Annotated in this window: 20 protein-coding genes and 1 riboswitch; of the genes, 10 read left to right on the top strand and 10 right to left on the bottom strand. The window is 70.2% G+C overall.

The window, feature by feature from the left end; translation table 11 throughout:
• Positions 1 to 84 precede the first annotated feature (84 nt).
• The 4 genes from cydD to hisC all read right to left on the bottom strand — a co-directional run bounded on the left by cydD (position 85) and on the right by hisC (position 7411).
• Positions 85 to 3573, bottom strand: coding sequence for a thiol reductant ABC exporter subunit CydD (cydD, locus tag ACFT4A_RS27520; protein ID WP_382834830.1), 3489 nt, complete (start codon positions 3571 to 3573; stop codon positions 85 to 87).
• Positions 3574 to 3585: 12 nt separating this feature from the next.
• Positions 3586 to 4590: a cytochrome d ubiquinol oxidase subunit II gene (cydB, locus tag ACFT4A_RS27515; protein ID WP_382834827.1), complete on the bottom strand. Its 1005-nt coding sequence runs from the start codon at positions 4588 to 4590 to the stop codon at positions 3586 to 3588.
• Positions 4591 to 4610: 20 nt separating this feature from the next.
• Positions 4611 to 6119 (bottom strand): cytochrome ubiquinol oxidase subunit I, encoded by a 1509-nt coding sequence (locus ACFT4A_RS27510; protein ID WP_382834824.1) that lies wholly within the window; start codon positions 6117 to 6119, stop codon positions 4611 to 4613.
• Between the two features lie 212 nt (positions 6120 to 6331).
• Positions 6332 to 7411: a histidinol-phosphate transaminase gene (hisC, locus tag ACFT4A_RS27505; RefSeq protein WP_382834821.1), complete on the bottom strand. Its 1080-nt coding sequence runs from the start codon at positions 7409 to 7411 to the stop codon at positions 6332 to 6334.
• Between the two features lie 431 nt (positions 7412 to 7842).
• Between hisC and ACFT4A_RS27500 the strand changes: the two genes are divergently transcribed.
• The 3 genes from ACFT4A_RS27500 (at position 7843) to ACFT4A_RS27490 (ending at position 11406) form a co-directional block, all read left to right on the top strand.
• A complete protein-coding gene (locus ACFT4A_RS27500; RefSeq protein ID WP_382834818.1) occupies positions 7843 to 8955 on the top strand; it encodes a LacI family DNA-binding transcriptional regulator in 1113 nt (370 codons plus the stop codon).
• A 309-nt stretch (positions 8956 to 9264) separates the two neighbouring features.
• Positions 9265 to 10356 (top strand): metallophosphoesterase, encoded by a 1092-nt coding sequence (locus ACFT4A_RS27495; RefSeq protein ID WP_382834815.1) that lies wholly within the window; start codon positions 9265 to 9267, stop codon positions 10354 to 10356.
• A 183-nt stretch (positions 10357 to 10539) separates the two neighbouring features.
• On the top strand, positions 10540 to 11406 hold the full coding sequence (locus tag ACFT4A_RS27490) for a hypothetical protein (protein WP_382834812.1): 867 nt from the start codon (positions 10540 to 10542) through the stop codon (positions 11404 to 11406).
• 161 nt (positions 11407 to 11567) lie between these two features.
• On the opposite strand, the gene thiC is transcribed toward ACFT4A_RS27490, so the two are convergent.
• Complete coding sequence (thiC, locus tag ACFT4A_RS27485) at positions 11568 to 13352, bottom strand: phosphomethylpyrimidine synthase ThiC (protein WP_382834809.1); 1785 nt, start codon at positions 13350 to 13352, stop codon at positions 11568 to 11570.
• A riboswitch (TPP riboswitch) is annotated at positions 13345 to 13534 on the bottom strand. (Overlaps the previous gene by 8 nt.)
• 72 nt (positions 13535 to 13606) lie before the next feature.
• Between thiC and ACFT4A_RS27480 the strand changes: the two genes are divergently transcribed.
• Positions 13607 to 15256, top strand: coding sequence for a YibE/F family protein (locus ACFT4A_RS27480; RefSeq protein WP_382834806.1), 1650 nt, complete (start codon positions 13607 to 13609; stop codon positions 15254 to 15256).
• Between the two features lie 103 nt (positions 15257 to 15359).
• Here the strand turns inward: ACFT4A_RS27480 and ACFT4A_RS27475 are convergent, their stop codons facing one another.
• The 4 genes from ACFT4A_RS27475 to ACFT4A_RS27460 all read right to left on the bottom strand — a co-directional run bounded on the left by ACFT4A_RS27475 (position 15360) and on the right by ACFT4A_RS27460 (position 17650).
• Positions 15360 to 15794: an SsgA family sporulation/cell division regulator gene (locus tag ACFT4A_RS27475; protein WP_193479121.1), complete on the bottom strand. Its 435-nt coding sequence runs from the start codon at positions 15792 to 15794 to the stop codon at positions 15360 to 15362.
• Between the two features lie 98 nt (positions 15795 to 15892).
• Positions 15893 to 16618, bottom strand: coding sequence for an IclR family transcriptional regulator (locus ACFT4A_RS27470; RefSeq protein ID WP_382834804.1), 726 nt, complete (start codon positions 16616 to 16618; stop codon positions 15893 to 15895).
• A 345-nt stretch (positions 16619 to 16963) separates the two neighbouring features.
• Positions 16964 to 17176: a DUF5326 family protein gene (locus tag ACFT4A_RS27465; protein ID WP_020271174.1), complete on the bottom strand. Its 213-nt coding sequence runs from the start codon at positions 17174 to 17176 to the stop codon at positions 16964 to 16966.
• Between the two features lie 156 nt (positions 17177 to 17332).
• Positions 17333 to 17650, bottom strand: a complete 318-nt coding sequence (locus tag ACFT4A_RS27460) for a cupin domain-containing protein (protein WP_184593813.1) — start codon at positions 17648 to 17650, stop codon at positions 17333 to 17335.
• A 60-nt stretch (positions 17651 to 17710) separates the two neighbouring features.
• On the opposite strand from ACFT4A_RS27460, the gene ACFT4A_RS27455 reads away from it, so the two are divergent.
• From ACFT4A_RS27455 to ACFT4A_RS27435, 5 genes are all read left to right on the top strand, one after another.
• Positions 17711 to 18088 (top strand): phage holin family protein, encoded by a 378-nt coding sequence (locus ACFT4A_RS27455; RefSeq protein WP_189727216.1) that lies wholly within the window; start codon positions 17711 to 17713, stop codon positions 18086 to 18088.
• Between the two features lie 6 nt (positions 18089 to 18094).
• On the top strand, positions 18095 to 18586 hold the full coding sequence (locus tag ACFT4A_RS27450) for a low molecular weight protein-tyrosine-phosphatase (RefSeq protein WP_382834801.1): 492 nt from the start codon (positions 18095 to 18097) through the stop codon (positions 18584 to 18586).
• Positions 18583 to 19788, top strand: coding sequence for a cystathionine gamma-lyase (locus ACFT4A_RS27445; protein WP_382834798.1), 1206 nt, complete (start codon positions 18583 to 18585; stop codon positions 19786 to 19788). The genes ACFT4A_RS27450 and ACFT4A_RS27445 overlap by 4 nt, the downstream gene beginning before the upstream one ends.
• Positions 19789 to 19986: 198 nt before the next feature.
• Entirely contained in the window at positions 19987 to 20892 is a 906-nt protein-coding gene (locus tag ACFT4A_RS27440) for a LysR family transcriptional regulator (protein ID WP_184593822.1), read from the top strand.
• An 88-nt stretch (positions 20893 to 20980) separates the two neighbouring features.
• A complete protein-coding gene (locus ACFT4A_RS27435; RefSeq protein ID WP_382834795.1) occupies positions 20981 to 21463 on the top strand; it encodes an NUDIX domain-containing protein in 483 nt (160 codons plus the stop codon).
• A 13-nt stretch (positions 21464 to 21476) separates the two neighbouring features.
• Here ACFT4A_RS27435 and ACFT4A_RS27430 read toward each other — a convergent pair whose 3' ends face one another.
• Entirely contained in the window at positions 21477 to 23078 is a 1602-nt protein-coding gene (locus ACFT4A_RS27430) for a globin domain-containing protein (RefSeq protein WP_382834792.1), read from the bottom strand.
• A 553-nt stretch (positions 23079 to 23631) separates the two neighbouring features.
• On the opposite strand from ACFT4A_RS27430, the gene ACFT4A_RS27425 reads away from it, so the two are divergent.
• Positions 23632 to 24498 (top strand): GNAT family N-acetyltransferase, encoded by an 867-nt coding sequence (locus ACFT4A_RS27425; RefSeq protein ID WP_382834789.1) that lies wholly within the window; start codon positions 23632 to 23634, stop codon positions 24496 to 24498.
• The last annotated feature ends 91 nt before the right edge of the window (positions 24499 to 24589 follow it).

Below are 24589 nucleotides of genomic sequence, written 5' to 3'. Positions count from 1 at the left end.
GCCCGGTCCTGTTCACGTCGTACGGCTGGGGGACCGGCTGCTCCGAATGGATCAGTGCGCGCCGACGCTTCAGGGTTGACGCCCCTACCGCGCTCCTGCCAGTTCCTCCGACGCCGCCTCCCGCTCCGCCATCTCCCGCAACGGCCCGTCCACCGCCACCAGCTCCGGGTACGAACCGCGCTGCACCACCCGTCCCTGATCCAGCACGAGCACCTCGTCGACCGCCTCCAGGCCCGCCAGCCGGTGTGTGATGAGCAGGGTCGTACGGCCCTCGGTGGCGGCCAGCAGATCGGCGGTGAGCGCGTCCGCCGTGGGCAGGTCGAGGTGCTCGGCGGGCTCGTCGAGCACCAGGACGGGGAAGTCGGCGAGCAGCGCGCGGGCCAGCGCCAGCCGCTGCCGCTGCCCTCCGGACAGCCGCGCCCCGTGCTCGCCGACGAGCGTGTCGAGCCCGTCGGGCAGACCCTCGGCCCAGTCCAGCAGCCGGGCCCGGCCGAGCGCGGCACGCAGCTCGTCCTCGGTGGCGTCCTTCTTGGCGAGCAGCAGGTTCTCGCGCAGCGAGCTGTCGAAGAGGTGCGCGTCCTGCGCGCACAGCCCGACGAGCTTGCGTACGTCGTCGCTGTGCAGCGCGTACGCGTCCACGCCCGCCAGCGTGTACGCACCCGCCCGCGCGTCCAGGAACCGCAGCAGCAGCTGCGCCAGCGTCGTCTTGCCGGAGCCGGACGGTCCGACCACGGCGACCCGACGGCCCTCCTCGAGGGTGAGGTCGAGCCCGGCGAGCGCGTCCCGGTCCTGACCCTCGTACCGCGCGGTCAGCCCCTTGACGGCGACCGGGAACGGCGACGCGGGCGCCTGGCGGCGCCGCTCCGGCTCCCCCACGGGCTCCGGGGCGTCCAGCACCTCGTACACCCGCTCGGCGCTCCGGCGCACCCGCTGCCGGTACTGCACGGCCAGCGGCAGCCCGAGCACGGCCTCGAAGGCGGCCAGCGGGGTGAGGACGACCACGGCCATGGTCACGCCGTCCAGCCGCCCGGCCACGACCGCCTGTGCGCCGACCAGGGCGGCGGTCGTGACGGTCAGGCCGGAGATCAGCGCGGTGAGTCCGTCGCCGAGGGCCGTGGCGGTGGCGGCGCGCGAGGCGATCCGGGTGAGCGCCCCGTCGGCCTCGCGTGCCCGGGCGGTCCGCGCGGGCAGGGCGCCGGCGACGGTCAGCTCCGCGGTGCCGGTGAGCAGATCGGCCACCCGTGTCGCCAGTACGCCGCGGGCGGGGGCCAGCCGGTGCTCGGCCCGCCGCGCCACGGCACCGGTGATCAGCGGCACGCCCACGCCCGCCGCCAGCAGCCCGGCCGCGAGCACGGCCCCGGCCTCCGGCAGCAGCCACGCCGTGAAGCCGACGGACGCGGCCGACACGACGACGGCCGCTCCGGCCGGCAGCAGCCACCGCAGCCAGTAGTCCTGCAGCGCGTCCACGTCCGCGACGAGCCGGGAGAGCAGATCACCCCGGCGGGTCCGGCGCAGCCCGGCGGGCGCCAGCCGCTCCAGCCTGCGGAACACAGCGACCCTGGTGTCCGCCAGCATCCGCAGCACGGCGTCGTGCGAGACCAGCCGCTCGGCATACCGGAACACGGCCCGCCCGATCCCGAAGGCCCGCGTCGCCGTGACGGCCATCATCAGATAGAGCACGGGCGGCTGCTGCGAGGCCCGCGAGATCAGCCACCCGGAGGTGGCCATGAGCCCCACGGCACTCCCGAGCGCGAGACTGCCGAGCAGCAGCGCGAGTCCCAGCCGCCCGCGCCGGGCACCGGACATGGCGCGAACGCGTGTGAGGACGTTGCCCGAGGCCGATTCCCCGGTGGGCTCGGCCGGATCGGCCGGGACGAGCAGCTCGCCCTCGACGGAACCCGGCTTGGGGACCGAGGCCGGCGCGACCGGCACGGCGGCCGTCTCGGGCTCGGCCAGGCGCACCACCCGGTCCGCCACCCCCAGCAACGCCGGCCGGTGCACGACCAGCAGCACCGTCCGCCCGGCCGCCAGCCGCCGTACCGCGGCCACGACCTCGGCCTCGGTGGCCCCGTCCAGCGCGGCCGTCGGCTCGTCGAGCAGCAGCACCGGCCGGTCCGCGAGGAACGCCCGGGCCAGCGCGAGCCGCTGCCGCTGCCCGGCCGACAACCCGGCCCCGTCCTCCCCGAGCACGGTCTCCGCGCCCTGGGGCAGGGCGTCCACGAACTCCAGCGCCCCGGCGTCCCGCAGCGCCCGCCGTACGGCGTCGTCATCGGCCTCGGGCCGCGCCAGCCGTACGTTCTCGGCGATCGTCCCGGCGTACAGATGCGGCCGCTGCGGCACCCACGCGATCCGGGAGCGCCACTGCTCCAGGTCGGCATCAGCCAGGTCGACTCCCCCGGCCCGCACCCGCCCCTCGGCCGGCCGCACGAAGCCCAGCAGCGCACTGAGCAGCGTCGACTTTCCCGCCCCGCTCGGCCCGACGAGCGCGACCGTCTCCCCGGGCTCGACGGTGAAGGAGACGTCCGACACGGCGTCCGCCGAGCGCCCCGGGTACCGGACCGTCACGCCCTCGAACGCCAGCGCACCCGCGGGCACGGCCTCGGACCCGGGCGTCGGAACGGGCGTCTCCATGACCTCGAAGATCTCCTCGGCCGCGGCGAGCCCCTCCGCCGCCGCGTGGTACTGCGCCCCGACCTGCCGCAACGGCAGATACGCCTCCGGAGCCAGGATCAGGATGACCAGGCCGATGTACAGGTCCATCTCGCCGTGCACCAGCCGCATGCCGATCGTCACGGCGACCAGCGCCACCGAGATCGTCGCGAGCAGCTCCAGCGCGAAGGAGGAGATGAAGGCGATCCGCAGCGTCCGCATGGTCGCCTGCCGGTACTCGCCGGTGATCCGCCGGATCGACTCGGCCTGCGCCTTGGCACGGCCGAAGACCTTCAGCGTCGGCAGCCCCGCGACGACGTCCAGGAAGTGCCCGGACAGCCGGGACAGCAGCCGCCACTGACGGTCCATCCGGGACTGGGTGGCCCAGCCGATCAGGACCATGAAGACCGGGATGAGCGGCAGGGTGCCCACGATGATGGCCGCGGAGACCCAGTCCTCGGTGACGATCCGCGCCAGCACCGCCACCGGCACGACCACCGCGAGACCCAGCTGCGGCAGATACCGCGAGAAGTAGTCGTCGAGGGCGTCGACGCCCCGGGTGGCCAGGGCGACCAGCGAACCGGTCCGCTGCCCGCTCAGCCACCCGGGACCGAGCCGCACGGAGCGCTCCAGCAGCCGCCCCCGCAGTTCGGACTTCACCGCCGCGCTCGCCCGGTGCGCGGCGAGTTCGGTGAGCCAGCCGACCAGCGCCCGGCCGGCCGCGACGGCAGCCAGCAGGAGCAGGGGAGTGCCGAGTTCCGACACCGGCATGCGGTGCTGGAAGGCGCCGACCACCACCTCGGCGATGAGCATCGCCTGCGCGATGACCAACCCCGCCCCGACGGCCCCCAGGGCGACGACCGCCCCCAGGAAGACCCGGGTGGCACGGGCGTACCGGAGCAGACGCGGATCGATCGGTTTCACGTGAAACACACCTCAGTGCGCGGGGTCGGCGATGTGCTGCGTACCGATCCGCTTGCGGAACACCCAGTACGTCCAGCCCTGGTAGAGCAGGACGATCGGGGTGGCGATCCCGGCACACCAGGTCATGATCTTCAGTGTGTACGGGCTGGACGAGGCGTTGGTGACCGTCAGGCTCCACTCCGGGTTAAGCGTCGACGGCATGACGTTCGGGAACAGCGTCAGGAAGAGCATCGTCACCGTGGCCACAATGGTGAGCCCCGACAGGGCGAACGCCCAGCCCTCACGCCCGGCCCGTGCCGCGACCAGCGCGACGAGGAGGGACGCGACGGCCACGACGACCGCGACGAGCGACGCCGTGTCGCCGTGGTCGGCCTGCGTCCACAGCAGGAAGGCGAGGGCCAGCAGGGCGGTGACCAGCCCGACGCGCAGCGCCAGCGTCCGTGCCCGCTCCCGGATCTCCCCGACGGTCTTGAGACCGACGAACACCGTCCCGTGGAAGGTGAACAGCGCCAGTGTGAGCAGCCCGCCCAGCAGCGCGTACGGGTTGAGCAGATCCAGGACGCCGCCGGCGTAGTTGAAGTCCTGGTCGATCTTCACGCCCCGCACGATGTTGCCGAAGGCGACACCCCACAGGAACGCGGGGAGCAGCGAGGTCCAGAAGATCGCCGTCTCCCAGTTGCGCTGCCAGCTCTCCTCGGGCCGCTTGACGCGGTACTCGAAGGCCACACCCCGGACGATCAGGCAGACCAGGATGAGCAGCAGGGGCAGATAGAAGCCGGAGAAGAGCGTCGCGTACCACTCGGGGAAGGCGGCGAAGGTGGCACCGCCCGCCGAGAGCAGCCAGACCTCGTTGCCGTCCCAGACGGGCCCGATCGTGTTGATCAGCACCCGCTTCTCGGGCCGGTTGCGGGCGAGCAGCTTCGTGAGCACGCCGACTCCGAAGTCGAAGCCCTCCAGGAAGAAGTAGCCGGTCCACAGGACGGCGATCAGGACGAACCAGACGTCGTGCAGTTCCATGACTGTGCAGCTCCCTCGGCCTAGTACGAGAAGGCCATCGGCTTGTCGGCGTCTCGGGAGTCGCCGCCGATCTTCGTGGGCGGGTTGAGGTCGGCCTCGGTGAGCTCGGGCGGGCCCGCCTTGACGTACTTGACCAGCAGCTTGACCTCGACGACGGCGAGGATCGCGTACAGCGTGGTGAAGACGACCATCGAGGTGATGACCTCGGCCTGGGAGACACCGGGGGAGACCGCGTCACGCGTCTGGAACAGGCCGTAGACGACCCACGGCTGGCGGCCCATCTCGGTGAAGATCCAGCCCCAGGAGCTGGCGATCAGCGGGAACCCCAGGGTGAGGATCGCCATGCGCCAGTACCACTTGGTGAGGGTCGGGCCGAGCGCCTTCTTCGGCAGGAGCACGAGATGCGGCACCTCGGCCTCGCCCACCCTCAGGTGCTGTGGCAGCAGGAACTTCTTCCGGGTCAGCCACAGCCCGGCCAGGCCGATGGCGAACGACGTCATGCCGAAGCCGATCATCCAGCGGAAGCCCCAGTAGGCGACCGGGATGTTGGGCCGGTAATCGCCGGGGCCGTACTTCTCCTGCTCGGCCTTGTTGACGTCGTTGATGCCGGGGACGTACGAGGTGAAGTCGTCCTTGGCGAGGAAGGACAGCAGGCCGGGGATCTCGATGGCGACCTTGTTGTGCCCCTTGTCGACGTCGCCGACGGCGAAGATCGAGAAGGGCGCGGGCTTCTCGCCGTCCCACAGCGCCTCGGCCGCGGCCATCTTCATCGGCTGCTGCTCGTACATGATCTTGCCGAGGACATCGCCGCTGATCGCGGTGAGCATGCCGCCGATGACGACGGTGACCAGGCCCAGCCGCAGCGAAGTCTTCATCACCGGCACGTGCTTCTTGCGGACCAGGTGGAAGGCGGCGATGCCGACCATGAAGGCGCCGCCGGTCAGGAAGGCCGCGGTGAGCGTGTGGAAGACCTGGGCGAGCGCGGTGTTCTGGGTCAGCACCAGCCAGAAGTCGGTGAGCTCGGCGCGCCCCTTCGCCTCGTTGATCCGGTAGCCGACCGGGTGCTGCATCCAGGAGTTGGCCGCGAGGATGAAGTACGCCGACAGGATCGTGCCGATCGAGACCATCCATATGCAGGCCAGGTGGATCTTCTTGGGCAGCTTGTCCCAGCCGAAGATCCACAGGCCGATGAAGGTGGACTCGAAGAAGAAGGCGATCAGTGCCTCGAAGGCGAGTGGCGCGCCGAAGACGTCACCGACGAAGCGCGAGTAGTCGGACCAGTTCATGCCGAACTGGAACTCCTGCACGATGCCGGTGACCACGCCCATCGCGATGTTGATCAGGAAGAGCTTGCCCCAGAACTTCGTCGCCCGGAGGTACTTCTCCTTCTCCGTCCGCACCCAGGCGGTCTGCAGTCCGGCCGTGAGGGCGGCCAGCGAGATCGTCAGGGGGACGAACAGAAAGTGATAGACGGTGGTGATGCCGAACTGCCATCGCGCCAGGGTCTCCGGCGCCAAAGCCAGGTCCACGTCGCCGCTCCTTACATACGCTTGTGAAAGCGTTCACATTCACAAGCCATTATGCAGCACGGACTTTCGAGACCCAAAGGGGGCCCCTCCCGGCGGCCCCAGAGGGGACCCTCCTGGCCCGCTCCGCATCTCACCACGGGCGGCCGTTTCACGTGAAACGGCCGCCCGGCAGGTCGTAGAGCCGCCTGGCTCAAGGCCTGGCTCACGGAGCACTACAGCTCCTTGCGGAACCCTTCCGCCACCTTCAGGAAGATGTCGTTCGCCTCGGTCTCCCCGACCGTGACCCGCACACCCTCACCCGGGAACGGCCGGACCACCACGCCCGCCTGCTCACACGCCTGCGCGAAAGCGACCGTGCGCTCCCCCAGCCGCAGCCACACGAAGTTGGCCTGGGTCTCGGGCACCGTCCAGCCCTGGGCGCGCAGCCCGTCGACCACGCGCGTGCGCTCACACACCAGCGAACCGACCCGACCGAACAGTTCGTCCTCGGCACGCATCGAGGCGATCGCCGCCTCCTGTGCGAGCTGGCTCACCCCGAACGGCACCGCGGTCTTGCGCAGCGCAGCGGCCACCGGCTCGTGGGCGATGGCGAACCCGACACGCAGACCGGCCAGGCCGTACGCCTTGGAGAAGGTCCGCAGGACGCAGACATTGGGCCGGTCGCGGTAGAGCTCGACACCGTCCGGCACCTCGGGGTCACGGATGAACTCGCGGTAGGCCTCGTCGAGCACCACCAGCACGTCGCCCGGCACCCGGTCGAGGAAGCGCTCCAGCTCCGCCCGCCGCACCACCGTGCCGGTCGGGTTGTTGGGGTTGCAGACGAAGATCAGCCGGGTCCGGTCGGTGATCGCGTCGGCCATCGCGTCGAGGTCGTGGACGTCACCGGCGGTCAGCGGCACCTGGACCGAGGTCGCGCCGCTGATCTGCGTGATGATCGGGTACGCCTCGAAGGACCGCCAGGCGTAGATCACCTCGTCGCCGGGGCCGGAGGTGGCCTGGATCAGCTGCTGGGCGACACCGACCGACCCGGTGCCGGTGGCCAGGTGGGTGAGGGGAACGCCGAACCGCTCGGACAGCTCGTTCATCAGCGCCGTACAGGCCATGTCCGGGTAGCGGTTGAAGTTGCCGGCCGCCGCCGTCACGGTCTCCATCACGCCCGGCAGCGGCGGGTACGGGTTCTCGTTGGAGGACAGCTTGTAGGCCACCGGCCCGCCTGCCGCAGCGGGCTTGCCCGGCTTGTAGGTGGGGATTCCCTCCAGCTCGCCGCGCAGCTTGGGGCTCGTCTCGCTCACCGCAGTCCTCCTCGCGAAGACCGGCGGCCCATGACCGCCGCCGACATCCAATACTCCTCACCTTATGAGGATTCGGCGCCGCTGCGTACACCCGCGGCGGAGCGGTGAACGCCGGACTCCCGCGTCCCACCGGCATCAGGGGCATCGCCGCACGAAGGCGTACGAATCCGGGGGCGCGCCCTACATATATCTACGCGCCGGTGGTGTACGCCGTGGCGCGCATCCCCCGTGCAGGTGAGTTGAGACCTCTTCGCAACCTCGCCCCCTTGGCAGGCTCGTGCGGGCCGACAAGCCACGTACTGGCATGAGAGCGCTTAACTCCCTTGGTTTCCTAGGTAATTGGGGGTAAATGATCATGCAGAAACGTACCTGTCAACGTCTGCATATGCGTCCGCACTACCCCACCGCATGAGCCCTACTATCGGCTCGCCATGACAGCAGCAGGGAAGCACCAGGTGAGCCGCGCGGAAACCTCACGTCGAGGCAGTCGGCCGGGTCGGGCGGGTATCAGAGACGTGGCCGCCGCCGCCGGAGTCTCCATCACGACCGTCTCCGACGCCCTCAACGGCAAGGGCAGGCTCCCGGACGCCACCCGGCGCCATGTCCGTGAGGTGGCCGACCGGCTGGGCTACCGGCCCTCGGCCGCCGCCCGGACACTCCGTACCGGCAAGTCGGGACTCATCGGCCTGACCGTGACGACGTACGGGGATGAACCTTTCACCTTCACGGAGTTCGCGTACTTCGCCGAGATGGCCCGGGCCGCCACCTCCGCCGCGCTCGCCCGCGGCTACGCCCTCGTCATCCTGCCCGCGACCTCCCGCCACGACGTGTGGTCGAACGTCGCCCTGGACGGCACGGTCGTCATCGACCCCTCCGACCAGGACCCGGTCGTCAGCGAACTCGTCCGGCAGGGTCTGCCGGTCGTCTCCGACGGCCGCCCGGCCGGCTCCCTGCCGGTCACGGCCTGGGTCGACAACGACCACGAGGCCGCCGTCCTCGGCATCCTCGACCACCTGGCCGACGCCGGCGCCCGCCGCATCGGCCTGCTGACCGGCACGACGACGGACACCTACACCCACCTGTCGACCACCGCCTACCTGCGCTGGTGCGAGCGCGTCGGCCAGGATCCGGTGTACGAGGCCTATCCGGCGCACGATCCGTGCGCGGGCGCCGTCGCCGCCGACCGGCTCCTCGCCCGCCCCGACCGGCCCGACGCGGTCTACGGGCTGTTCGACCCGAACGGCACCGACCTGCTCGCCGCCGCCCGCCGCTACGGCCTGCGCGTACCGGAGGACCTGCTGCTGGTCTGCTGCAGCGAGTCCACCGTGTACGCCAACACCGAGCCCCCCGTCACCACGCTCTCCCTGAAGCCGCGCCGCATCGGCACGGCGGTGGTGCAACTCCTCATCGACGCGATCGAGGGAGTGGAATCCGACCGCCCGGTGGAGCAGGTGATACCGACGGAGCTGATCGTGCGCACCTCGTCCCAGCGACGCCCGCCGCGCACGACGGTCAGCCCGCCGCGATCCCCCGAAGGGGCGTAGTTCCGGTCCCAGGGAATCCCCGGGTCCGGTACCTCGGACCCGGTCCGGAGAAAAGTCCCGCCCCTGAGGAGAAACAGGGCCGGTCCCCCGGAGAGAAGGGATCGTTCTCGCGAAGAGAAGGAAAGCGAGGACGGTCACACGGTGGTCAAAGCCCGGCCCAATCGGGGCGAAAGCCGCGGTGAACTGGACTCTTGCTCTGATTCACCACCCCTGGGTCATCACATGGCGCGATCCGCATTCCTATGATGGGCCCACGACACCGGCGGGCCGCTACGACCAGGCAGTCCGCTGCGGTGCAGATGCGGCTTGATGGTGGAGGGGTCGATGACTCAGGGGGCCGGTCAGGGACCCGAGGTGGAGCGCACGGCGACGTTGCGCGACTTCCGGGTGCCCGCGTACGTCCACGAGACCGGTCCGTACGTCCAGAGCGCGAGCCCCGGCGAGGTCGCTCCGCCGCCCGAGGAGACCTATCCCGAGGGATACACGCCGACCCAGCGCGACCTCCCCGTGGTCAACCGGGGTGACACTGTCCAGGTGACCGTCGACCCGGAAACCGCCGCGGCCCCGCCCCCGAACACCGGACAGGGCCCGCTGTACGTCGTGGGCGACGTACACGGCTATCTCGACCAGCTGGTGGCCGCTCTGCAGGAGAAGGGCCTCCTCGACACCGAAGGCCGCTGGTGCGCGGGCACCGCGCGGCTGTGGTTCCTCGGCGACTTCACCGACCGCGGCCCGGACGGCATCGGCGTCATCGACCTGGTGATGCGGCTGTCCGCGGAGGCCGCGGCGGCCGGCGGCTACTGCAAGGCGCTCATGGGCAACCACGAGCTGCTGCTGCTCGGCGCCAAGCGGTTCGGCGACACCCCCGTCAACTCCGGCGCGGGCACCGCCACCTTCCAGGCGGCCTGGCTGCTCAACGGCGGCCAGAAGACCGACATGGACCGCCTTCAGGACCACCACCTGCAGTGGATGTCCCGGCTTGACGCCGTCGAGGAGGTCGACGGCCATCTGCTCGTCCACTCCGACACCACCGCCTACCTCGACTACGGCCGCTCCATCGAAGAGGTCAACGACACCGTCCGCGAGACGATCACGCGCAACGACGCGGACGAGGTCTGGGACCTGTTCCGCAAGTTCACCAAGCGGTTCTCCTTCCGCGACGAGGGCGGCGCGGACGCCGTGCGCTCCCTGCTCGATACGTACGGGGGCACCCGCATCGTTCACGGGCACAGCCCGATTCCGTATCTGCTGGGCGAGGTCGGCTCCGAGGAGGACGAGGACAGCGGCGACCCGGTGATCGAGGGTCCGCACGTCTACGCCGACGGACTCGCCATCGCGATGGACGGCGGCGTGACCATGGCCGGAAAGCTGCTGGTCCAGCAACTGCCGCTGGATACGTGAACGTTCACCGGGCAGGCGTTTCCCGTCATGGGACCGGACGGGTGAAGGGCCAATTTCGGTAAACCCCCTGTCACCGCCTACCTCCACGGCTCTACCATCGGCTTATCCGTAGCAGGCTCCCCTCCGTTTCTGCCCGACGGCTCGTCAGCATGCCGAGCCCCAAGCCCTACGGAGCATCGGGGGATGCACATGAACAGCGTTCCGCAGCACCTGCTGAGCGAGGACCGCCAGGAATACGAGCGGATCCTCGACGAGGTGCTGCGCTCCGCCCCACACCGTCCGGAACTGACCGCTGTCGGACAGCGGCTGAACTCGGAACAACTGCGCACCATGGCGCTGAACGCCACCGCACTCATCACGGCGGCCGCGTCGACCGAATACCAGCACTACGTCAAGGTCCGTGAGGAACTGCGCCAGCCGGCGTCGTCCAGCACGCCGGCCGTGCGCGAGTCCGGCTCTTCCGAGTCGGGCACGGGCCCGGCGGGGCTGGCCGCCGCCATGGGAGAGGTCGCGGAGACCGCCGGCGCGGGTGCCGTCGCCGTGGTCGCCGTCCTCGCTCCCGTCCTGGCCGGAACCGCCGCCGCGATCTTCCTGCTCGTCGGCTACATCCTGCAGATGCTCGACCCTCAGCAGGCGTTCGCCCGGACCATGCTCACCACGGGCTGGGTGTTCGGCGCCGTGACCGCGGTGGCGATCCTCGTCGCCGCGGTGGGACTGCTGCTCACCGCCCTGCGCAACAAGCCGACGGCCGAAGGCGGTCCGCACGGCGAACTGCAGGGGGAGGTGGCCCTGGCCAGGGACGCCTGGCACGAGGCCCTGCTGGAGCGGGGCATCCTGCCGTTCCTGCGCGAGGCACTCGTCAGCCCGGACACGACCGCCGCGCTGCACCACACCTCCTCGTCCACGCCGATCAGCCGCATCCCGCATCTCGGCTACGACCGCCCGGGTTTCACCAGCCCGGACGAAGGCCATCGCGGCTCGCGGCCGAGCTACAGCAGCCCGGACTACAGCAGCCCGGACTACGGAGGACCGGAACACCAGCCGGAGTAGCCGGACCCCTCAGGCCGAGGGACCAGAGGCCGGGGCCAGGGGACCAGAGGCCGGGGCCGAGGGCCAGGAGCCAGGAACCATGTGTCCCCAGCCCCCGGCCCCCAGTCCTCGGCCCCTCGCGGCCTGTGTGCGTCCGGCCTTGCGGCCTCTGTACGTCCGGATCAGTCCGCGATCGGCAGATACACCCGGTTCCCGCTCGCCGCGAACTCCTTCGACTTCTGAGCCATGCCCTCCTCGATCTCGGTCCGTGTGCCGCCGTGTTCACGGCGGATGTCCTGCGAGATCTTCATGCTGCAGAACTTGGGACCGCACATCGAGCAGAAGTGAGCCGTCTTGGCGGGCTCGGCCGGCAGGGTCTCGTCGTGGAACTCCCGTGCCGTGTCCGGGTCGAGGGCGAGGTTGAACTGGTCCTCCCACCGGAACTCGAAGCGGGCGTCGGACAGCGCGTCGTCCCATTCCTGGGCGCCCGGGTGTCCCTTGGCGACGTCGGCAGCGTGGGCGGCGATCTTGTAGGTGATGACGCCGGTCTTGACGTCGTCACGGTTCGGCAGGCCCAAGTGCTCCTTGGGTGTGACGTAGCACAGCATGGCCGTGCCCCACCAGGCGATCATCGCGGCACCGATGCCGGAGGTGATGTGGTCGTACGCCGGCGCGACGTCCGTGGTCAGCGGGCCGAGCGTATAGAACGGAGCTTCATCGCAGATCTCCTGCTGAAGGTCGATGTTCTCCTTGATCTTGTGCATCGGGACATGGCCCGGGCCTTCGATCATGGTCTGTACGTTGAAACGCTTGGCGATCCGGTTGAGTTCCCCGAGGGTGCGCAGTTCCGCGAACTGCGCCTCGTCGTTGGCGTCCGCGATGGACCCGGGCCGCAGGCCGTCGCCGAGCGAGTACGTGACGTCGTACGCGGCGAGGATCTCGCAGAGCTCCTCGAAGTTCTCGTAAAGGAACGACTCCCGGTGGTGCGCGAGGCACCAGGCGGCCATGATCGAGCCGCCGCGGGAGACGATGCCCGTCTTGCGGTTGGCCGTCAGCGGCACATAGGCCAGGCGCACCCCCGCGTGGACCGTCATGTAGTCCACGCCCTGCTCGGCCTGTTCGATGACCGTGTCCTTGTAGACCTCCCAGGTCAGATCCTCGGCGCGGCCGTCGACCTTCTCCAGGGCCTGGTAGAGCGGCACGGTGCCGATGGGAACGGGGGAGTTGCGCAGCACCCACTCACGCGTGGTGTGGATGTTGCGGCCGGTGGAGAGGTCCATGACCGTGTCGGCGCCCCAGCGGGTCGCCCAAGTCATCTTCTCGACCTCCTCCTCGATGGAGGACGTCACGGCCGAGTTGCCGATGTTGGCGTTGACCTTCACCAGGAACCTCTTGCCGATGATCATCGGCTCGATCTCCGGGTGGTTGACGTTGGCCGGCAACACGGCCCGGCCCGCGGCGATCTCGTCGCGGACCACCTCGGGCGCGACGTTCTCCCGGATGGCCACGTACTCCATCTCGGGCGTGATCTCGCCCCGACGGGCGTACGCGAGCTGCGTGACCGCCTGGCCGTCCCGGCTGCGACGCGGCTGGCGCGGGCGGCCGGGGAAGACGGCGTCGAGGTTGCGGAGGCCGCCGCGGGGCGAGGTGTGCTTGATGCCGTCGTCCTCGGGACGGACGGGACGGCCCGCGTACTCCTCGGTGTCACCGCGGCTGATGATCCAGTTCTCGCGCAAGGGCGGCAGGCCCCTGCGGACGTCGGTGTCGACGAGTGGATCGGTGTACGGGCCCGACGTGTCGTACAGCGTGACCGCCTGGCCATTGGTGAGATGCACCTGACGAACCGGCACGCGCAGGTCGGGGCGGGTGCCCTCGACGTACGCCTTGTGCCAGCCGATGGACTTCCCGGCCTCCTGGGACTGTGCGTCCTGAACGGAGGCAGGCGTGCGTGCGTCCTTGTCGGTCATGAGACCTACTCCCTACGCCGGCATTACCCGGTAACAGGTTCGGCGGTCGACGCAGCGGCTTCCGTCTGCCGACGTTCCGTGTGAAACATCACTCGACTTCGGTGATGTTTCATGTGAAACATCGCTGGGACGGAGGTCAGCGCCCTCTCAGCCCGGTGCTCCGAGCTCCCGCGTGTACAAAAGGTGCCTCCACGCTAGCGGCAATTCTGGCGCGGTGAACAGAGGGCCCCCCTCGTTCTTGCGATGATCGGTCGGTGACCACGACGCAGCGTCCCCCTTACCCACCGCCCGAGCCGCCTCGCGGATCCGGCGCCGGAAACGGCAACGGCCGGGGAGACGGCCACGATTTCGTCCCCGGGGCCGGGTATGGGCCCGGGGCGGGTTACGGGCCCGGCGCCGAGGTCGGCGGTGAGCGTGGTTCAGGCTCTGCCGGGGGATACGGGCCGGGCAACGGCCATGCTGGCGGCTCAGCCGGTGGGTATGGAGCCGGTCCCGGCGACGGGCAGGGTCCGGGCCCCGGAGGCGGCCACGGGCACGGTTCCGGAACCGGCGGAGGCGACGGCCACGGACACGGCCCCGGTCCCGGTCCCGCGCCAGGCGGCGGACACGGGCACTCGCACAGTCACGGTCCGGCCGCGCCCGTCTCCATGCATCTGCGCAAGATCATCGCGGCGATCCTGATCCCGTTCGGCGCGGCCGTGCTGGTCGGTCTCGTCGTGCTGTGGCCGGGCGGCGCCCCGGGGCACGAGCGCACCGGCGTCGGCTTCGACCGGCAGACCGAACAAGCCTCGGTCACCAAGGTCGTGGAGATCAGCTGCAAGGAGGCCGGCGCCTCAGGGGTCCCGCCCACCGGCGACACCTCCACCGCCGAGGGCTCCTCCGCGCAGCAACAGGAGAAGGGCACCTGCAAGCGGGCGACGATCCGGGTCGACAGCGGCAAGGACAAGGGCCGCACCTTCACCGAGATCATCCAGCCGGACCAGTCCCGCCAGTTGCACGATGGCCAGAAGGTCGTGGTCGCCTACGAGCCCTCCGCGCCGAAGGACCTGCAGTACTCGGTCACCGACATCAACCGCCGTCTGCCCCTGGCCCTGCTGGCCGGCATCTTCGCACTCGCCGTCGTGGTCGTCGGGCGGCTGCGAGGGGTCATGGCCCTCGTCGCACTGACCATCAGCTTCCTGGTGCTGACCTTCTTCATCCTGCCCGCGATCCTGCAGGGCTCGAACCCGCTGGTCGTGGCGGTGGTGGGCGCGAGTGCCATCATGCTCATCGCCCTGTACATGTGTCACGGACTGTCCGCACGGACCTCCGTGGCGGTGCTCGGCACCCTCATCTCCCTGCTGCTGATCGGCGTTCTCGGCTCGCTGTTCAACAGCTGGGCCGCACTCACCGGCAACACCGACGACAACACCGGCCTGATCCACGGTCTCTATCCGACGATCGACATGAGCGGTCTGCTGCTCGCCGGCATCATCATCGGTTCGCTCGGTGTGCTCGACGATGTGACGGTCACACAGACCTCGGCGGTCTGGGAGCTGCACGAGGCCAATCCGTCGATGGGCTGGCGCGGGCTCTACCGCGCGGGCATCCGGATCGGCCGCGACCACATCGCCTCGGTCGTCAACACGCTCGTCCTCGCCTACGCGGGTGCCGCCCTGCCGCTGCTGCTGCTGTTCTCCATCGCGCAGAGCGGTGTGGGGACGGTCGCCAACAGCGAGCTGGTCGCGGAGGAGATCGTGCGCACGCTGGTCGGTTCGATCGGACTGGTCGCCTCGGTGCCGGTCACCACCGTTCTGGCCGCGCTCGTGGTCTCGGCCGACCGCACCGGGGAGGAGCGCGCCGTGGAAGCCTCGGCGGTCCCGGCCCCGGCACGCGCAGGGAGGGGCCGGCGGCGTAAGCGCTGACGTCTCTGAGCCAGACGTCCCAGCGCCACAACGCCGAAGCACTCCCGCACGGCCCGGCGGCATCCGGTGAAGCGTTACTCCACCGTGCCGCCCGAGGGGTGTCTCACCCGGCGCCCTGTTCCGCCAGGATGCGGTCCAGCGCCTCGTCGAGGTGGGCGTCGAAGTCGGCGAGCGAGCCTTCCTGGCCCAGCGGCACCAGCTTGTCGGTACGGTCGAGGAAGGCGACGAGCGGTGCCGTGGAGGACCGGAACAACGCCTGGTCGCTGCCCACCTGAAGGCGGATCAGCACCTCGCCCAGCGTGTCCGGTTCGACGGGAGTGACCCGCACATCGCCCTCGCCGCACGGCCGTCCGACGCCGTCGATCAGCAACTCCCGGCCGAAAGCCCACGTCACCGGGGCGTCACCGGGCAGGTGGAACGTCAGCCGGACGGCATAGGGATCACCGGTCTCATAGCGCAGCTCCACCGGAATGCGGAAGGAGAGCTCCTCGGACACGAGGAAGCTCATCATGACCTCTGCTTGTACGGACTCGCGCATCGCTAACCCCGTCATTCGCCGTGACTGGCCGGGAACGAACCTCTGACACTTGATGGAATCTTGCTGAACGTACACAGCAGATCACAAGGAGTGAGTTTTCACATACTGATAGAGAGCGCCAACGTCCCGAGTCGCCGCCCGATCTCGCTCTGCAACTGCCGGGCCGCGGGCAGCAGCCGGTCCTCCTGGTGGGCGGGCAGGGAGATGGCCATCGTCGCGGCCGTGGTGCCCAGAGTGAGCGGAACGGCAGCGCAGACCGCGCCCAGGGCGTACTCCTGACGTTCGGTCACGGGTTCCATCCGCCGCATCCGCTCCAGACGCCGCAGCAGGCTGTGGTTGTCCCGCACCGTGTACGGCGTGAGGGGCTGCACCGGGTAGCGGTCGAGGTGGTCGCGGCGGGCCTCCCCGTCCAGCTGGGACAGCAGGCACTGCCCGATGGCGTGCGCGTGCCCGGTCTCCCGGAAGTCGGCCCACTCCTCGACCGCCGGGGTGCCCGGGGTCTGGGAGACGCACATGACCTCGATCTCACCCTCGCGGTACGCCGCGTAGTAGACGGGGACGCCGAGCAGGTCTCGCCACTGCGCGAGCGTGTCGACCACCGTGCTGCGACGTTTCTGCCGCGCCCCGCTGCTGCTCAGCCGCTCGGCGGCCTCGCCGAGGAAGAACAGGCCCTTGTCCCGGCGCAGATAGCCCTCGTGCACGAGGGTGCGCAGCAGGTGGTAGGTCGTGGGAAGCGCCAGCCCGGTCTCGCGGGCCAGTTGCTTGGCGGGGGCGCCGTAGACGTGCCCGGCGACGGTTTCCAGCAGGCGCATGGCGCGCTGCACGGATCCGATGAGGGTCGCCGGAGGCGGGGGCCCTGCGGGAGGGGGCGGTGTGGTGGGGGGCGGTGATGCGGAGGGTGCCGCCGAGCGCGGTTGCGCGGGAACGCTGCGCAGGTGGGCCGGTGCGGTGTCAGCCGGGGCCAAGGGTCACTCCCGAAGCGCGAGGGGCCGACCCGTGCGGAGGAACACGGGTGGGGGTGTATGCCGCTCGCGGGGATGTCCCCGCGTCGAGCCGGACTCTATTCGCCTGCCACCGCACGCAGACGGCCCGGCCGGGAAACTTCCCCCGCCCGAGGGAACGGGTGATTCCCAGTGTTCCCCGCTACCCCCACCGGTTTCCCACCGGTCTCACCAGTCGCTGCGCGACGAGGAGCTCGACGTGAACTTCCGTACGACGTAGATCAGTCCGCCGACCAGCGCCACGAAGACCAGCACCTTGAAGAGCAGTCCGATGACGAACCCGACCACACTGGCGATCAGCCCGCCGAACACGACCAGGGCGATGACCGGCACCGCGATCCACTTCACCCACCACGGCAGTCCCGTGAAGATCTCTCGCATCGCCCTCGTCCTCATCTCTCCACCCGTTCGAGTGCCGGGTCCTGTCGGTCTCCTGATGTTCTGCACTCGATGCTAGGTCCGGGAGGGGGTCGGGCGGGGGCTTCGCACCCCTTGTCCTCCCCTGACCGAACCCCTAGGGAACCCCGAGGCGATGCGTCAGCTCTCGGGCGGAGAGAACACCACCAGCACCCTGAGGTCCTCGGTGATGTGGTGGAACTTGTGGGCGACGCCCGCCGGCACGTAGACCACGCTGCCGCGTGCCACCTGGGTCGTCTCCAGGCCGACGGTGATCGCGGCACGGCCGCTCACAACGAAGTAGACCTCGTCCTGATTGTGCGGCTTCTGTGGATCCTGCTCGCCCGCGTCCAGGGCGTACAGACCGACCGACATGTTCTGCGCCCGCAGAAACTGCAGGTAGGCGCCCTCGTTGGCGGCGCGCTCCGCCTCCAGTTCATCCAGCCGGAATGCCTTCATCGCCGAGTCCGCCCCTGCCTCTAGTGCCCGTGCCCGATCAGGTCTGCCACGATCAGACACATGAAGAATTTCGTAGTCAAGACGATCGCCAACGCCGGTGCCCTGGCGGTCGCCGTATGGCTGCTCGACAAGATCACCCTGACCGGTGACAGCACGGGCAAGAAGATCGGCACCCTGATAATCGTCGCGCTGATCTTCGGCCTGGTGAACTTCCTGGTCAAGCCGCTCGTCAAGCTGCTCAGCCTCCCGCTGCTGATTCTGACGCTCGGCCTGTTCACCCTGGTCGTCAACGCGCTGATGCTGCTGCTCACCTCGTGGCTTGCCGACCAGTTCGACCTGAGCTTCCAGGTGGACGGCTTCTGGACGGCCGTCCTGGGCGGCCTGATCATCTCTGTCGTCTCCTGGGCCCTGAACGTCGTCCTGCCCGACGGGGACTGAGCGCGTATGACCTACCGAGTCTGCTTCGTCTGCACGGGCAACATCTGCCGTTCCCCGATGGCCGAGGTCGTCTTCCGGGCCCGCGTGGCGGAGGCCGGACTCGACGGCCTGGTCGAGGTCGACAGCGCCGGCACGGGCGGCTGGCACGAGGGCGACGACGCCGACCCGCGCACGGTGGCCGTCCTGGAGGAGAACGGCTACGACACCGGCCACGCGGCCCGGCAGTTCCAGCCGTCGTGGTTCTCCCGCCTCGACCTGGTCATCGCCCTCGACTCCGGCCACCTCCGCGCCCTGCGCCGCCTCGCGCCCACGGAAGAGGACGCGCGGAAGGTGCGGCTGCTCCGCTCGTACGACCCCGCCGCCGGCGACGACCTCGACGTACCGGACCCCTACTACGGGGGCACGGACGGTTTCGAGGAGTGCCTTGAGATGGTGGAGGCGGCGAGCACCGGTCTGCTTGCCGCAGTGCGTGCGGACGTGGAAGGACGAGTGGCATGAGTGAATCCGCGACGGGTGACCAGGGCGGATCGACGGGCGGGACGGCCCGGGCGTCGGGCGAGGCGGCCCTGGTCGCCGCCGATGCCGGTGACGGCACGCGGGCGGTGCGGGCCGGGCTGCCCGAGGCGGTCAAGTACGAGCCCACGCTGCCCGGACCGGTGTTCGCCGCCCACTTCCATCTGCCGGGCGACCCGACCGGCCCGTACACCTACGGCCGTGACGAGAACCCGACCTGGACCCTGCTGGAGCGCGCCGTCGGCGAGCTGGAGGCGCCCGGCCGGGACGATGCCGAGACGCTCGTCTTCGCGTCGGGCATGGCCGCGACCTCGGCGGTGCTCTTCTCCCAGCTGCGCGCCGGCGATGTGTGCGTCCTGCCCGACGACGGCTATCAAGCACTGACCCTGGTCCGCGCCCAGCTGGAGACCTACGGCGTCGAGGTGCGCACCGCGCCGACCCGGGGCGACGCCCAGCTCGACGTCCTGGACGGCGCGAAGCTGCTGTGGATCGAGACGCCGTCGAACCCCGGGCTCGACGTGTGCGACATCAGGCGGCTCGCCGAGGCGGCACACGCGCGTGGTGCCCTGGTGGCCGTCGACAACACCCTCGCGACACCGCTCGGCCAGCGTCCGCTGGAGCTCGGCGCCGACTTCGCGGTGGCCAGCGGCACCAAGCAACTCACGGGGCACGGCGACGTCCTCCTGGGCTATGTCGTCGGCCGTGACGCCGAGGCCATGGCCGCGGTACGCCGCTGGCGCAAGATCGTCGGAGCGATTCCCGGGCCCATGGAGGCCTGGCTCGCGCACCGTTCGATCGCGACGCTGCAGCTGCGGGTCGACCGGCAGAGCACGACCGCCCTGGCGGTCGCCGAAGCGCTGCGCGAGCGTCCCGAGGTGACCGGACTGCGCTATCCCGGGCTCCCCGACGACCCCGCGCACAAGATCGCGGCTCAGCAGATGCGGCGCTACGGGTGCGTGGTGTCGTTCACCCTGCCCACGCGCGAGCGGGCCGACCGTTTCCTCGACGCGCTGCGGCTCGTGGACGACGCGACGAGCTTCGGGGGAGTACGGTCCACGGCCGAACGACGCGGCCGCTGGGGCGGCGACGCGGTCCCGGAGGGCTTCATCCGCCTGTCGGTCGGCGCCGAGGATCCGCAGGACCTGGTGGCGGACGTGCTGCGCGCGCTGGACACGTCGACGGCCTGACCATCCCCCACGGACGGTCCGAGCCTCCCCCCTCGTGGCTCGGACCGTCCTCCGGTTCCGCGCGCAAGAACCGCGCGACCAAGGCTAGTTGACTCTCTGTCAGTGTCCAATCACAGTAGCGACAGAGACCTATCGACTTATTTATAGTTGAGCGCGGCCGGAAGGCCGGGAGCGGGGCCGAAGAGGGGAGAGCGTGCGGTGGATCTGGCCTTGCTGCGGACCTTCGTGACCGTGCACCGGGCCGGCTCGTTCACCCGCGCAGCCGCTCTGCTCGGCCTCTCCCAGCCCGCCGTCACCTCGCAGATACGGACACTGGAACGGCAGCTGGGCCGCCCCCTGTTCCTGCGGCAGGCCCGCGGCGTGACCCCGACGAGCATCGGCGACGAACTCGCCCACAAGGCCGCACCGCATCTCGACGCCCTGGTGGAGATAACGGAGACCGGCCTCGACGACGACTCCTCCTTACGGACGCTGCACCTCGCCGGACCTCCGGAGTTCACCGCCGAACGAGCCCTGCCCGCGCTCACGGAGCTGATCGGCGAGGACGGTCAGGGCTTCGCCCTGCGCGCTTCCTTCGGGAATGCCGAGGAAACGCTGGAAGGACTGTCCGCCGGGCATCACGATCTGGCCATCAGCACGGCCCAGCCCAGGGGCGCCCTGCTCACGGCGACTGCGCTCTGCGACGAGGAGCACGTCCTGGTCGCGGCCCCGCGCTGGGCCGAACAGATCGGCGCCGGGCAGCCGGACCGCAAGCCGGAACCGTCCCTGGAGCAGGTGCCCGTGGTGGAGGTGCACGAGTCCCTGCCCTTCGTCTCCCGCTACTGGGCCTCCGTCTTCGACTCGCGCCCCGCCGCCCCGGGCACGGTCATCGTTCCCGACCTGCGCGCGGTCCTGGCGTGTGCGGTCGCCGGGGCGGGCCTGGCGGTGCTTCCGCGCTATCTGTGCGCGGCCGCGCTGGAGCGGGGTGACGTCGTCGCCCTGCACGAGCCGGCGGTGCCGCCGCTGCGGACATACTTCCTGGTGGTCCGCACCGGGACGCTCGCGATGCCCCATATAGCGCGTGCCCACGAGTGGTTGCAGCGTGCCTCGACCGACTGGTGCTGAGGCGCCCGGGACCGTGTCTCACTCTGAGGGCTCGGCCGGTGACGGTTCGCGATGTTTCACGTGGAACCAGCCGGGCCACATTTCACACATGACCGTCCGACCCGTGGTCAAGCGCACCGCCCGTGCCATTCTGCTGGACGGTGACGACCTGATCTTGATCAAGCGCACCAAGCCGGGCATGGATCCCTACTGGCTGACTCCCGGCGGCGGGGTCGAGCCCGATGACTCGACCGTCGTCGACGCCCTGCACCGAGAGGTGTACGAGGAGCTCGGCGCCAAGATCACCGACGTGGTGCCCTGCTTCGTGGACACCGTGGAGCACATCGGGGAGGACGGCGGCGCGACCGGTGTGAAGGTGCAGCACTTCTTCGTCTGCCACCTGGAGTCCATGGACCCGTCCCTCCGCCACGGCCCCGAGGTGGACGAACCCGTCGGCGAGTACGAGATCGTGCGCGTGCCCTTCACCCGCGTCGGGATCGCCTCCGTCCATCTGGTGCCGCTGGCGCTGCGGCACTACCTGGACGGCAACATCGAGGGCGTACGGGCCATGCACTCCCCCGACCTGGGCTGACACGGGCAGCGGGTCAGGGCCCGGCCGCGACCAGTTCCTCCACGGAGTCGTGCCGAATGCGGTCCGACGGGATACCGACGTCCCTCAGGGCGTGCACACCGCTGCGGATCATCCCGGGCGGGCCCGAGAGATACGCGTCGAACTCGTCCCAGGGTCCGTAGGCGCGGATCGCGTCCGGCAGCTGCTGGTGCGCCTGCTGGTCGATGATCGCGCGGACCGCGAGCCAGGGATGGCTCTGCTGGAGGCGGAGCATGGTGTCGATGTCGTACAGGTCGTGATCGGTGCGGGCCCCGTAGAAGACCTCGACCGACCGGCGGTCCCCGTGCTCGGCGACGTCTTCGACCAGTGCCTTGATGGGCGCGATGCCCGTGCCGCCGCCCACGCAGAGCAGGCCGCTGTCCGTGGTGTGGTCGATGGTCATGGCGCCGGCGGGCGGGCCGAGCCGGATGATGTCGCCGGGGCGAGCGCGGTGCACCAGGGCGTTGGAGACCCAGCCCGCCGGGACGGCCTTGACGTGGAAGGACAGCAGGCCGTCGGAGCGGGGCGCCGAGGCGAAGGAGTAGTGCCGCCAGATCCGGGGCCACCAGGGCGTCTCCACGCTCGTGTACTGCCCGGCGAGGAAGGGGTACGGCTGGTCGGGGCGGACCGTGATGACCGCGACGTCCGGAGTTCTGAGGTCGTGCGTGACGACCTCGGCGTACCACCAGGCCGGGGCACGCAGTTCGTCCGTGGCCGCCGCGTCGATCATGACCTGCGAGATGGTGGTGTACGTCCGGATCCAGGCCGCCTCCATCTCCTCGTTCCAGACTCCGGCGGCGTACTTGCTGAGCGCGCCGATGAGGCATTCGCCGACGGCCGGGTAGTGCTCGGGCCGCGTTCCGTACTTCCGGTGGCCCCGGCCGAGGTTCTGCAGGTAGTCGACGAGGACCTCGGTGTTGTCGATGTGCTCGGCGGCCGTGAGCAGCGCCTTGAGCAGCCGGTCCCGCTGGGTGTCCATCGCGGCCGGGAACAGCGGCCGCAGGTCCGGATGGCGGACGAAGAGCAGGGCGTAGAAGTACGACGTGACCTTCTCGGCCACGGGTGCGACCTCGGCCATGGCGCGGCGGATGAGGATGGCGTCCGGGGACGCTGCCCCGGCCGGGGCGGAGGCGGCTTGGCCCGGCGCCGACACGGGGGCGGGCGGCTGGACGGGAACCCGCGGCTCGTCGGGGCCGGTTGCGGAGGGAGCGGTGGAGGCGAAGGGCGCCGGTGTGAGCGTCGTGGGCGCGGGGCCTGCCGACGAGGCCGCGGCGACGCCTGCGGCCGCGGGAGACGAGGCGTGCTGGGCCGCCATGGGGGCGGGCGTGGATATCGCTTCCGGGGGCTCACGCCGCTGCTCCGGCCCACCGGTGCCCGCGCTGCCGGTCGTCGGAGCGGGCGGCACCGCCGTGCCGTCGGCGGGAGTCTCCGGACCGGCCGCTGGCCTGCCCACGGGGCGTATCGCGGCCGGGCGACGCGCCTCTGGCGTACCGGCTTCGCTGTCCGGCGTCGTCGTCGGCTTCTTGCGGGGCGTGAACCAGCCGCCTCCGCCGCCGGAAGTGCCGTTGTCGGCCGACGTGGTGGTCGGAGCGTCCATGGTGTGCCTCGCCTCGAGCATCTTTCGGTCGGTCTGCGCACTTCCCTCTCGGAAGGTGCCTGCTTTCCCCCGTGGACGGTCTGCGTTCCCATCCATGTCGTGGCCAATGCGGCCACATTCAACCCGTATTTCGGCTCCGTACGGACAAGTAGGCAAGAGTGTGACATTGCCCGCAGTGCTCTCACCCGAGCTTCCCACTCGTCTGGACGGCTCAGTCGCGTAACCGAAAACGCGGGTCTTCGATCTCTCCGTCCCATTAGGCTGCATTGCCCTGCGCTCGGCCCGCACGGAACAGGTCACCCGCCCCGAATGCGAACCGGAGTCGACCCTACCGGCCACCGCCGTGCACACAAGTCCCCCCTTCCCTCGTCACGAATGAGGGCACCGCGCGAATCATCAGTACCGCCAAGTACTGGACATCGCGCCCGTGTTTCACGTGAAACGTCCGGTGTCTGACCCCTCTCTGTGCAGACGGCTACAACTGGCCAAAAGCTCGCATGGGTCCGGGGAAAGAGGTGGACGCCAGGGGCCCCCGTCGGACAGCCTGACCTGCGTGCCGACTCCTTCCCTTGCCTCTCTGCCCATCCGCCGTCTGACGCTCCGCGATCTCGCCGCCTGCGCCGACTTGTCTCAGGACCGGGGGTGGCCACGGGAGGAGCACAAGTGGGGCTTCCTCCTCACAGCGGGGAAGGGCTACGGCATCGACGACCCCGACGGCGGCCTTGTGAGCGCCTGCGTCGTCACCGAGTACGGACCGCACGAGCACCCCGCCCTCGCGGCGATCGGCATGGTCCTGGTCGCCGAAGGGCATGCGCGACAGGGCGTGGGACGCCGGCTGATGCGCCATGTCGTCTCGGCGATGGGCCCCACGCCCCTCACCCTGCACGCGACCCCGAACGGCCGGCCCCTCTACGAGGAACTCGGCTTCAAGGTCACCGGGCGGGCGGAGATGGTGCGCGGCCACTTCACTCCCGGCGGACCGGAGCCCGAGGTCGCCACCCGTGCCGCTACCGCCGAGGACCTCTCCGCCATCCTCCGGCTCGACGAGCAGGCGTTCGGGACCGATCGCACGCACATCGTCACGCGACTTCCCGCCTTCGCCGACCAGTTGCGCGTGGCCGAGGAGAACGGGCGGATCATCGGGTACGCGGCCGCCTGGCCCAACATGGACACCCATGTCGTCGGCCCGCTCATCGCCCGCGACACGGCGGTCGCCCAGGCACTCATCGCCTCCCTCGCGGCCCACACCGACCGCCCTCTGCGCACCGACATCGACGTGCGGCACGAAGAGCTCCTCGCGTGGGCGAAGGAGCGCGGCCTGGCGTCCATCGCCTTCAACTCGGTGATGTCGTACGGGATCACCGAACTGCCCGGAGACTGGACCCGCCGGTTCGCGCCGGTCACGGTCGCGGCGGGCTGAGGAGCCCCAGACACGCGGGCTGAAGGGCCGAAGAGCTGAAGGGCCCCGCAACGCGACGACGCCGGCTCCCCCCGGGGATGGGGGAGCCGGC

Origin of the sequence: Streptomyces sp. NPDC057099, assembly GCF_042671245.1 — a bacterium.
GTDB lineage: Bacteria > Actinomycetota > Actinomycetes > Streptomycetales > Streptomycetaceae > Streptomyces > Streptomyces purpurascens.
This window is presented reverse-complemented; position numbering and strand designations above follow the sequence as displayed.